The organism is Dolichospermum sp. UHCC 0352, from assembly GCF_009711925.1.
GTDB lineage: Bacteria > Cyanobacteriota > Cyanobacteriia > Cyanobacteriales > Nostocaceae > Dolichospermum > Dolichospermum lemmermannii.
Genome location: NZ_VIKY01000111.1, coordinates 25871 through 35587, shown reverse-complemented (window position 1 = coordinate 35587; position 9717 = coordinate 25871). Strand labels below are relative to the sequence as shown.

The window sequence follows — 9717 nt, the reverse complement described above, 5'->3', positions numbered from 1 at the left end:
ATACTTCACCATTACTGCAAACTGCTAATTCTTTGATACCAATGTCAACACCAATGGTCGGTCTGTCTGCAAGTATAGGAGGTTTTTCAACTTCGTATTTAACAGAAATAAACCATTTATCAGCCTGTCTAGAAATCACGCAATTATGAGTTACTGTAATCGGTAAAGGTTCTGCTAAACGTACCCAGCCAATTGACGGTAATTTAATTCTTTTACCATCATTTTTAATCGCTGGTTTCGCCTTAGTTCCTGATTCTAAATAGAAAGAATCGTGTTGTCCTTTTTTCTTGAATCGTGGTTGTTTTGATGTTTTTTACAAAACACCTATCCCAAGCCTGGCGTAAATCAGCTAACGCCTTCTGAGGGATATTTTTATTAACTTCGTAATACCAAATATGCTCAGATTTTACCTCAGCAACTAACTTTTTATGCAAGTCAATCGCTGATGGTAATTTAAGTTTTTCGCCTTCTTTTTGAGCAGCTAAAATATCCTTGATTTGAGCATTTGCCCAGTTGTAAGCGTGTCTAGCGACTCCAGAAGCCTTGCGAAAAGCTGTAATCTGTCGGTTATTTGGAATTAGTGCAGTTTTGAATGATAAAAGCATTGACTCGACCTTCAATGTTGTGCTATGATATCTAGTATATCAGACATATTAGGATTTGGCAATGCCTCGGATTAAATTTAAACCACAAAATCAGGTAGCGTACGATAAATCACCTTTGCAGTTTAAGGTGTTGCCTGGGGTCAGAGAAAAAATTAAAACCGTCCCTGACTGGCAACAACGGTTGAGGGATTTTGTTGATCAACTTATTGAAGACTTGGACAAACAGTAACATAAGGCTAGTTATGGGTAGAAATTATCAAGCTGTTTCTACCCCCAAACAAATCATCACAGTTATATTGACATTAGACCTGCATACGTTACGCGCTATTTTCTTAGCGTGTTCAATCCGTTGCCGTACGGGCGAAGCATTCGCGCTGTTGAGTTGTCGGTTGGTCGCATAATTTTTATAAGCGAATGCTTCGCCCCTACCTTTTTGTAAATCGTCTATTATACAATATATACAAAATGTCAGTGCAAGATTTATCCTGCAATTAGCCTTCATCCCGCAACTGTTGCACAGGTGTGTCCTGCTGAGTCGGACACGCCTTCAAGGGTTTTCGGCATTCTCCTTATAAGAAATTAGGCTGAAAACCCTTGAAGTTGAGTTTTTGGAGCGTGGCGGAAAAAATTCAACTGTCCTTTAGGCAAGGGATGAAAGCTAGCCAGAGGCTTTAGCCTCCAGTGACTTGTGTTATACTAATTGCAACAGGAAAGGTAATCAACCTGTCTAAAAACCTAACTGCCTAACGGCTTTTCTGTACCTTGACAATTAAATCTATGCGGTTCTACTGCATTGTTCTAGTTTCCTCCTAGCAGTAGGTAAAAGATTTATAGGAACTAGACGAATCAGAATTTTGAAACTTTCTCGTTTCAAGTTAAACAGGACTTGCAGTCATGCAACTACGGTCGGGCAGACCGAAAGTTAACGCTTGGGGAGAGTCCCACCTCTGAGCTAGATAACGCAAGGAGTCTAGTTTAAGTGGTCTCGTTGAACCAAGAATCCCCGTGTCTTTAGACCGGGGAGTGTCAAAAAACTGATTGGTGCGAATACTTTGGACTGGAGTTTTAAATGACTATTACCAGCATTTCACAGACAAAACCTTTAACAGACACAGAATTACAAAAAATTAACGGCTATTGGCGTGCAGCCAATTATCTCTCTGTTGGACAAATATACCTCCTTGACAATCCTCTTTTGAGAGAACCACTCCAACAAGAACACGTCAAACCTCGACTATTAGGACATTGGGGAACTACCCCAGGGCTAAACTTGATTTACGCCCACTTCAACCGAGTTATTAAAAAATACGATCTCAATGCAATTTACATAGCTGGTCCTGGACATGGTGGACCCGGAATTGTTGCCAATACCTACTTAGAAGGAACATATAGCGAATATTACCCCAACATCTCCCAAGATGAAGAGGGAATGCAAAAACTATTTAAGCAATTCTCCTTCCCTGGTGGTATTCCCAGTCACGTCGCCCCAGAAACCCCTGGTTCTATCCATGAGGGGGGAGAATTAGGCTATGCTTTAGTTCATGCTTACGGTGCAGTATTTGATAACCCTGATTTGATAGTTGCGGCGGTTGTGGGTGACGGAGAAGCGGAAACTGGACCCCTAGCAACTAGCTGGCATTCTAACAAATTTATCAACCCTGTTACTGATGGTGCAGTTTTACCAATTCTGCATTTGAATGGATACAAAATTGCCAATCCCACAGTATTAGCACGGATACCCCATGGGGAATTGGAAAGCCTATTTATCGGCTATGGCTATAAACCTTACTTTGTGGAAGGTTCTGAACCGGCGGAAGTTCACCAAAAAATGGCGGCAGTATTAGATACAATCATTCGTGAAATTCAAAGTATCCAAAGAGAAGCGCGGGTACATGGTTTCCAAGCACGACCGCAATGGCCAATGATTGTTTTACGCACTCCCAAAGGTTGGACTGGACCCAAGGAAGTGGACGGGAAGAAAACAGAGGGTTATTGGCGATCGCACCAAGTCCCTTTTAGTGATATAGCTGGTAAACCGGAACATCTGCAATTGCTGGAAGATTGGCTAAAAAGTTACAAACCTGAAGAACTTTTCGACACCAACGGTCAACTGATTCCCGAACTGGCAGAACTAGCCCCCAAAGGTCAGCGTCGCATGGGAGACAACCCCCACGCTAACGGCGGAATTTTGCTGCGTGACTTGAAAATGCCTGATTTTAGCAACTATGCTGTAGAAGTATTTAAACCAGGAACAGTTAACGCTGAAGCTACCAAAGTTGCTGGTAAGTTTCTCCGTGACATTATGAAACTCAACGAAGAAAGCCGCAACTTCCGCGTTTTTGGTCCCGACGAAACTGCCTCAAATCGTTTAGATCCTTTATTTGAAGTGACAAACCGCGCTTGGGATGCGGAAACTCTCCCGGAAGATGACCATTTATCACCGGACGGTCGAGTTATGGAAATCCTCAGCGAAACCAATTGTCAAGGCTGGTTAGAAGGATATTTGTTAACAGGTCGTCATGGTTTCTTCTCCTGTTATGAAGCCTTTATTCACATCATTGATTCCATGTTCAACCAACACGCCAAATGGTTGAAAACAACTCGGCATATTACTTGGAGAAGACCAATTGCCTCTTTAAATTATCTTCTCACTTCTCATGTTTGGCGACAAGATCATAATGGTTTCTCTCACCAAGATCCTGGTTTTATTGATCATGTAATTAACAAAAAATCCGAAATCATTCGTGTTTATCTACCACCTGATGCTAATACTTTGCTATCAGTAACTGACCATTGTTTAAGAAGTCGTAATTATGTCAATGTGATTGTTGCTGGTAAACAACCTGCATTACAATATTTAGACATGGATTCGGCAATTAAACATTGTACTAAAGGTTTAGGAATTTGGGAATGGGCTAGTAATGATCAAGACAGTGAAACCGATGTAGTTATGGCTTGTGCTGGAGATGTTCCAACTTTGGAAACTTTAGCGGCTGTGGATATTTTACGGCAAAATTTCCCAGATTTAAAAGTGCGAGTTGTTAATGTTGTGGATTTGATGACTCTACAGCCAAAAAGTGAACATCCTCACGGTTTAAGTAACAAAGATTTTGATACTATTTTCACAACTGATAAACCAATCATCTTTGCCTTTCATGGTTATCCTTGGTTAATTCATCGTCTCACCTATCGGCATACAAATCATCAGAATATTCATGTGCGTGGTTATAAAGAAGAAGGAACAACAACCACACCTTTTGATATGGTGGTAATGAATGATTTAGATAGATTCCATTTAGTTATGGATGTGATTGACCGTGTACCAAAATTAGGTTCTCAAGCAGCTTATGTAAAACAAAAATTGCAAGATAAGTTGATTGAACATAAGCAATATATTCAGAAACACGGTGAAGATATGCCAGAAATCCGCGATTGGACTTGGCCATATTAATAATTGAGTTAAGCTGATTTTATAGGTAAGGGTTTAGCAGTGCTAAACCCCTACAGATGAGATAACAATAAACAATTTATTTTTCTGTTGATGCTGCAAAAGTTGTCCCTATTTCTCTGAATAATTTAGTATTTTATAATTAGTTTTTTGTAAAATTATAATTATCTATTTTCTAATATAAGTAGGTGAACTGAAAAATTTAAAGGTATGTGAAGAAAAGTAAAATCGCCCAAAACTCTCTTCCTGTTCCCTGTTAAGAGTTCCCTGTTCCCTTGCCATAACGACAATTTTCAACGCCAACCTACTTACTTCTCTCGACAATAGGTAATAGCCCAAATTAGCAACTATTACCCATTATCAAGAATTAAATTAACCCAATAAACCTTGGATTAATCCAGAATTACTGGTTAAGAAGAAAGCGACTACTGCGCCACCGATACCACCAATCAAGAAAGCACTGGTGAAATTATTCCAGCTTTCCTTAGAGTTAAAAGCATCAACAGGAGGATTGGGTACAGCAATACTAGCAAGAGCTTTACCAGGGTTGCTGTTAGCATATAGGGATAGGCAAGCTGTCAAAATTACAACCAATCCAATACTACCCAACAAACCAGCTAAGGTAGCATTGGGGGCATTGCGTAAAGGGCCTAATCTATGGAAAGGTCCAAATAGTAAATAACCATGAGCCATACCGACTTCCAAACCGCGTCTAAAAGGATTGAGACCGGGGCGATAAGCTGGTAAGTTGCTAATAAACCACTTCACCAAAGGAGCGGAATTGATGGGGGTTTCTAGATCGCCTTTTTGTGGATCACGTGCTGCTATTGCCATAACTTTTCGATTCCTTGGATCACTAGGTGGGTTTTTGATGAGCTTACTGCTTGAGTTATGTTGTTTGCTCGCTTTTAAATGAGAAAGATAGCATTTTTCATAAAAATTAATTTTGCCACTTTCTCATTTAGAAAAGTATGAAACCCGCAAACAGTGGACAACATGACGAGTTTCATACATTAGTGAAGATTGCTAATTTAAGTGATATTTTCACCTAACTAGGTTTGATAACTCAATGAGACAATCTACAAGCAAAAGCTAATTTACTTAGCTTTTCTGCACCGGATTTTCAACCTATAGGGGGTGGAAAAGGAGGTCAGGGAAGAAGCGATTAAATTCAATCAAAATCCCGGCTGTGATTGTCAACCAGATAGTTGCTGCAACGGGAGCAGTGGAAATGAATGTAATCAAGTAGTTGGTTTCGTTACCTTTTTCAGCCATGAATTTAGTCTCCAGAATGAGTGATTGAAAACAAATGAATTAACGTGGCGAAACGGTAATTTCTGAATCCTTCGCGGTTAATTCGCCGGAGAGCAATTCCTTGATTGCTGCTGCGGGCCAAGCAAAACCGGAGGTGATGATAGGTAGAGCAATACCCAAATCAATTTGGATTTCTTTTTGCTCCGCATCTGATCCTGTTTTGATTGCTTGGAGATAAGCACGGCCTACCCAACCAATCCAACCAGCAATGTAGAGGAAGAGAATACTAGGGATTAAAAAATCACCAGCATGATCAAGACTGCCATCTACAATCAAGTGAGGATAACCTTCAGGGCCACAGAGCGCCTGAGAATAACGTTCAAACCGCTTTTTGCCAGATTCGGGGTCAGTGGTGGTGTTGCGGGCATTTAGTGCTAGCTCTTGAAAGGCGGGAGAGTCTTTACAAGGAACAAGGTTTGCGCCTAGTGCATTAGCTTCAGGAGCAAAATTGAACCAAAGAGTCATCACCAAAAGCAAAGCAAACAATCGTCTCATGGAGTTGTTTCCTTTTATTACAAAACGAGAAGTTTCTTGTACAAAACGAAGCGGCTTGTACAGTCTTTATTTTAGATAACTAGGAAGTTATCATACTCTTGGCTGGGAACTGAGTAAAGTTTAAGTCAACAAAAGTTAAAGCTTCTCAATCAAAAGATAGGGAAGCAGGGTAGGAAGCAGGGAGCAGGGGGCAGGGGGAGATATGAGAGAATGTATATTGCCAATTACCAATTACCAATTACCAATTACCAATTACCAATTACCCATTCTATGACAACCGTTCTAGCCATTGAAACCAGTTGTGATGAAACTGCTGTTGCAATTATTAAGAATCGTGAAGTGTGTAGCAGTATTGTTGCTTCACAAATTTCTATTCATCAACAATATGGTGGGGTAGTACCAGAGGTGGCCTCACGTCAGCATTTAGAAACCCTGAATTATGAAATAGAGCAAGCAATGGAGTCTAGTCATCTAGATTGGAGTCAGATTGATGGGATAGCTGCCACCTGTGCGCCTGGACTAGTAGGAGCGTTGCTGGTAGGATTAACGGCTGCCAAAACCCTGGCAATTGTCCATGATTTGCCTTTTTTGGGAGTGCATCACCTGGAAGGTCATATTTACGCGACTTACTTGAGCGAGCCAAGTTTAAATCCTCCCTTTCTTAGCTTACTTGTTTCCGGCGGTCATACAAGCTTGATTTATGTGAAAGATTATGGTATATACGAAACCCTGGGAGAAACCCGTGATGATGCGGCGGGTGAGGCTTTTGACAAGGTGGCGCGGTTGTTGAAACTGGGTTATCCCGGTGGACCAATAATTGACAAACTGGCACAAACTGGCAATCCCCAAGCCTTTGCATTACCGGAGGGCAAAATTTCTTTACCAGGTGGGGGTTATCATCCCTACGATTGTAGTTTTAGCGGATTAAAGACAGCAGTATTACGTTTAGTACAGCAGTTGGAGAAAGAGGGCAAAGAAGTACCAATTGCCGATGTAGTGGCTAGTTTCCAGGATACTATAGCGCGATCGCTGACCAAAAGAGCGATCGCCTGCGCTCGGAACTATGGATTAGATACCATTACTGTAGGTGGTGGCGTAGCAGCTAATAGTGGGCTGAGAAAGCATTTACAAGCAGCAGCCAGTAAACATAACTTGCGGGTTCTATTCCCCCCCTTAAAATTTTGCACTGACAACGCCGCCATGATTGGCTGTGCAGCCGTTGAACACCTATCACGTGGCAGAACTTCCCCACTCACATTAGGAGTCCATTCCCGGCTCTCACTGAACCAAGTCATGCAGTTATACGAAAATTAATTCAGGAGTTCAGGAGGAAGGAGGAAGGAGGAAGAAAGAAGAAGGAAGAAAGACAACTAACAACTAACAACTGACAACTAACAACTGTACGGGCGAAGCATTTGGAGAACTATTTTTGGCAATGACCGATAATTTATCTTCCAAATGCTTCGCCCCTACTGACAACTAACAACTGACAATTGACCGAATATGTTCAGCTACGGCTTCTGGCTGCTCTAACATAGCTAGATGTCCACAATCAGGAATTTCAATCACATTATCGCCAACGGATTGGAAAAGCCAATGAAAACTTGCTAAATGGCGGATATATTTGGGTTCCATCACCTTATCGTCAGCGCCAGCTAAAAAATAGACTGGCTGCTTTAATTTTGAGACTAATTGGGGTAAACAGTTAATTTCTGCTTCCGTAGTCGAGTCAAAAAGAGTTCCCAAAGCAGCTTCTGAATCAGCAACAATAAAATCAATCAGTCGTTGACGCGCCCAATATCGGTCTAAAGGATGTAATACACTAGCTTTAGTAAACAACAAATCAATCAAAGGCATTTGTGAAAGCCAACGAGGACGGACTTGTAAGAATTTTTGCCCAGCCGCACGAAATTGCTCAAACGCTTCTTTCAGATAAATCCCACCGCCTGCATTAATACAAATTACACCTTGAACACAATCAGGTAATTGAGTCGCTGTCCATAGAGCAATAGTGCCACCCAAAGAATGACCAATTAGCCAAGCACTAGAAATATTCAGGTGTTGGAGAAGCACAGCCAAATCCCGAGCATAAGCAGATGGAGAGTACATAGAATCCAAAGACAAACTAACCATACTAGAGTCTGTAGCAGTCAGTTCTATATCTGATGTCACCTGGGACTGTGATTCACCAAACCCTCGCAAATCGTAAGATAAACACTGTAAATCTACCGATAGACGAGAAATCACAGGTTGCCAATATACGCTACTATTTAGCCAACTGTGGATAAATACTAAAGTATGGGGGCATGATGTGGGAGCCGTTAGCTCATAAGTATGTGGAACGCCTAAGATTTCTATTGTTGCCATAATTAAATATCGTCCCCTCAATAGTGGGTGCGACTCAATACAGGTTTTTGGTAGTGCGGGCATCTTGCCCGCGTGAGCGAGACGCTCACACTACAGTCCATCATTGTCTGTTTATAAAAGCAGTAGCGGGTAAAATTGTCACTCAAGCGGGAAAGATACTTGAATTTCGGAAAATTTTTGCCTTTGGGTGAGTTTTATGGAGTAGTGTGAAAACAAAATGCTAGAGTTGAAAGTGATTGGGAAGAAACACCTGATAACTAGCTGTGAGTATTACAAACCGCTAAAACACCTAGAATATTTCTAGTGGATTGGCAAGCAATGATCATAGTGATGTTAAATGTGAATCAACACTTTTAAAAAGTGGAAACCAATTTTAGTCATACTACCCGAACTGCATTGGCATGGGTTTTTGGAAAACTTGGTTTAGCACTCCTGAATCTTTAGCGGCAAATAAAAACACTGCTGTTAATGAGCATACAGCGGAAGTTGATGGTAATTCTAGTGTAGGTAAGGATCAAATCGTTTTCAGTACGGAAAGAGATATTGACCTTTATGAACTCGAAGAACTCTGTGATGCAGTTGGCTGGTCACGTCGCCCTCTGAGAAAAGTAAAAAAAGCGATTGAGCATAGTTTTCTCGTAGCCTCTATGTGGCAAGTACGAGGAAATAAAAAGCGTTTGATTGGTTTTGCCCGTGCTACCTCAGATCATGCTTTTAATGCCACTATTTGGGATGTAGTCGTTCATCCTGATTTTCAAAGTAGAGGTCTAGGTAAGGCATTAATGAAATATGTCCTTAAAAAACTCAGGAGTGAAGAAATTAGTAATGTTACTCTTTTTGCTGACCCTCATGTTGTAGATTTCTATAAGACGATGGGCTTTATGTCAGATCCTGAAGGTATAAAAGGAATGTATTGGTATCCTCAATGATAAACGTGGCTGGGGTTTGGGGATTAGGGAACTAAGTATATTTCCCTAAATCTGATTTTTCTGGATTATTGGGTTTGCATTTATTCTTTTTTGTGATATGATAGTCGAGATAAACCAAAAAAACATAATTTGATTTATGTGGAACTTGGTTTCTGTGACTTTACGGGATGTAGCGCAGCTTGGTAGCGCGCCTGCTTTGGGAGCAGGATGCCGCAGGTTCGAATCCTGTCATCCCGATTTGTGAGTGGTTATATTGGTAATTACGATAATACAGCGGCACGGCGTTTTTTAATTGATATCTCCACTGTCTAAACTGTGATTTTTAGGATTTTGATGATTTTTAGGATTTTTATTTGATGGACTATCATATCTTTCCTACATCATAATTCAGGTAATATCCAAAAGTCCTTACATCCCAAAAAATCAGACTTCACACAAAATCCTGTCAATCCTTTAATCGGTTCCTGATTCTGACAATGTATTTCGCGCAAAGACGCAAAGGAGCAAAGACGCAAAGAAGAGAAGGAAGAGATTTTCTTTTTCAGCCATTATAGGCGTT

The 9717-nt window shown here is 40.9% G+C and carries 10 protein-coding genes and 1 tRNA gene; 5 read left to right on the top strand and 6 right to left on the bottom strand.

Features of this window, described 5'->3' with window-relative positions:
- Positions 1 to 242: 242 nt before the first annotated feature.
- A complete protein-coding gene (locus FJR06_RS24275; RefSeq protein ID WP_235081904.1) occupies positions 243 to 605 on the bottom strand; it encodes a helix-turn-helix domain-containing protein in 363 nt (120 codons plus the stop codon).
- A 61-nt stretch (positions 606 to 666) separates the two neighbouring features.
- On the opposite strand from FJR06_RS24275, the gene FJR06_RS07370 reads away from it, so the two are divergent.
- On the top strand, positions 667 to 834 hold the full coding sequence (locus tag FJR06_RS07370) for a hypothetical protein (RefSeq protein WP_168634134.1): 168 nt from the start codon (positions 667 to 669) through the stop codon (positions 832 to 834).
- Between the two features lie 27 nt (positions 835 to 861).
- Here FJR06_RS07370 and FJR06_RS23805 read toward each other — a convergent pair whose 3' ends face one another.
- The gene (locus tag FJR06_RS23805) at positions 862 to 1107 is read right to left on the bottom strand and encodes a hypothetical protein (RefSeq protein WP_041457747.1); all 246 of its coding nucleotides are present in this window, start codon (positions 1105 to 1107) and stop codon (positions 862 to 864) included.
- A 567-nt stretch (positions 1108 to 1674) separates the two neighbouring features.
- Here FJR06_RS23805 and FJR06_RS07360 point away from each other — a divergent pair.
- Positions 1675 to 4056 (top strand): phosphoketolase, encoded by a 2382-nt coding sequence (locus FJR06_RS07360; protein WP_015079103.1) that lies wholly within the window; start codon positions 1675 to 1677, stop codon positions 4054 to 4056.
- Positions 4057 to 4425: 369 nt separating this feature from the next.
- Here FJR06_RS07360 and FJR06_RS07355 read toward each other — a convergent pair whose 3' ends face one another.
- From FJR06_RS07355 to FJR06_RS07345, 3 genes are all read right to left on the bottom strand, one after another.
- Positions 4426 to 4887, bottom strand: coding sequence for a photosystem I reaction center subunit XI (locus tag FJR06_RS07355; RefSeq protein ID WP_015079101.1), 462 nt, complete (start codon positions 4885 to 4887; stop codon positions 4426 to 4428).
- A gap of 294 nt (positions 4888 to 5181) precedes the next feature.
- Positions 5182 to 5328, bottom strand: a complete 147-nt coding sequence (psaJ, locus tag FJR06_RS07350; protein ID WP_015079100.1) for a photosystem I reaction center subunit IX — start codon at positions 5326 to 5328, stop codon at positions 5182 to 5184.
- Between the two features lie 39 nt (positions 5329 to 5367).
- Positions 5368 to 5862 (bottom strand): photosystem I reaction center subunit III PsaF, encoded by a 495-nt coding sequence (locus FJR06_RS07345; RefSeq protein WP_015079099.1) that lies wholly within the window; start codon positions 5860 to 5862, stop codon positions 5368 to 5370.
- 270 nt (positions 5863 to 6132) lie between these two features.
- Between FJR06_RS07345 and tsaD the strand changes: the two genes are divergently transcribed.
- Positions 6133 to 7176, top strand: a complete 1044-nt coding sequence (tsaD, locus tag FJR06_RS07335) for a tRNA (adenosine(37)-N6)-threonylcarbamoyltransferase complex transferase subunit TsaD (RefSeq protein ID WP_041458271.1) — start codon at positions 6133 to 6135, stop codon at positions 7174 to 7176.
- Positions 7177 to 7341: 165 nt separating this feature from the next.
- Here the strand turns inward: tsaD and FJR06_RS07330 are convergent, their stop codons facing one another.
- Positions 7342 to 8229 carry an alpha/beta fold hydrolase gene (locus tag FJR06_RS07330; RefSeq protein ID WP_041457743.1) on the bottom strand — a complete coding sequence of 296 codons (888 nt, stop codon included), beginning with the start codon at positions 8227 to 8229 and terminating at the stop codon, positions 7342 to 7344.
- A 401-nt stretch (positions 8230 to 8630) separates the two neighbouring features.
- Here FJR06_RS07330 and FJR06_RS07325 point away from each other — a divergent pair, with 401 nt between their 5' ends.
- Both FJR06_RS07325 and FJR06_RS07320 read left to right on the top strand, forming a co-directional pair.
- A complete protein-coding gene (locus FJR06_RS07325; RefSeq protein ID WP_015079096.1) occupies positions 8631 to 9158 on the top strand; it encodes a GNAT family N-acetyltransferase in 528 nt (175 codons plus the stop codon).
- 163 nt (positions 9159 to 9321) lie between these two features.
- Positions 9322 to 9395: transfer RNA gene (locus FJR06_RS07320), tRNA-Pro, on the top strand.
- The last annotated feature ends 322 nt before the right edge of the window (positions 9396 to 9717 follow it).

Excerpts from the sequence above, each read along its gene's own strand:
- FJR06_RS23805 (WP_041457747.1), bottom strand. The coding sequence starts at position 1,107 with ATGAAGGCTAATTGCAGGATAAATCTTGCACTGACATTTTGTATATAT.
- FJR06_RS07370 (WP_168634134.1), top strand. The coding sequence starts at position 667 with ATGCCTCGGATTAAATTTAAACCACAAAATCAGGTAGCGTACGATAAA.
- FJR06_RS07360 (WP_015079103.1), top strand. The coding sequence starts at position 1,675 with ATGACTATTACCAGCATTTCACAGACAAAACCTTTAACAGACACAGAA.
- psaJ (WP_015079100.1), bottom strand. The coding sequence starts at position 5,328 with ATGGCTGAAAAAGGTAACGAAACCAACTACTTGATTACATTCATTTCC.
- FJR06_RS07325 (WP_015079096.1), top strand. The coding sequence starts at position 8,631 with ATGGGTTTTTGGAAAACTTGGTTTAGCACTCCTGAATCTTTAGCGGCA.
- FJR06_RS24275 (WP_235081904.1), bottom strand. The coding sequence starts at position 605 with ATGCTTTTATCATTCAAAACTGCACTAATTCCAAATAACCGACAGATT.
- FJR06_RS07355 (WP_015079101.1), bottom strand. The coding sequence starts at position 4,887 with ATGGCAATAGCAGCACGTGATCCACAAAAAGGCGATCTAGAAACCCCC.
- FJR06_RS07345 (WP_015079099.1), bottom strand. The coding sequence starts at position 5,862 with ATGAGACGATTGTTTGCTTTGCTTTTGGTGATGACTCTTTGGTTCAAT.
- FJR06_RS07330 (WP_041457743.1), bottom strand. The coding sequence starts at position 8,229 with ATGGCAACAATAGAAATCTTAGGCGTTCCACATACTTATGAGCTAACG.
- tsaD (WP_041458271.1), top strand. The coding sequence starts at position 6,133 with ATGACAACCGTTCTAGCCATTGAAACCAGTTGTGATGAAACTGCTGTT.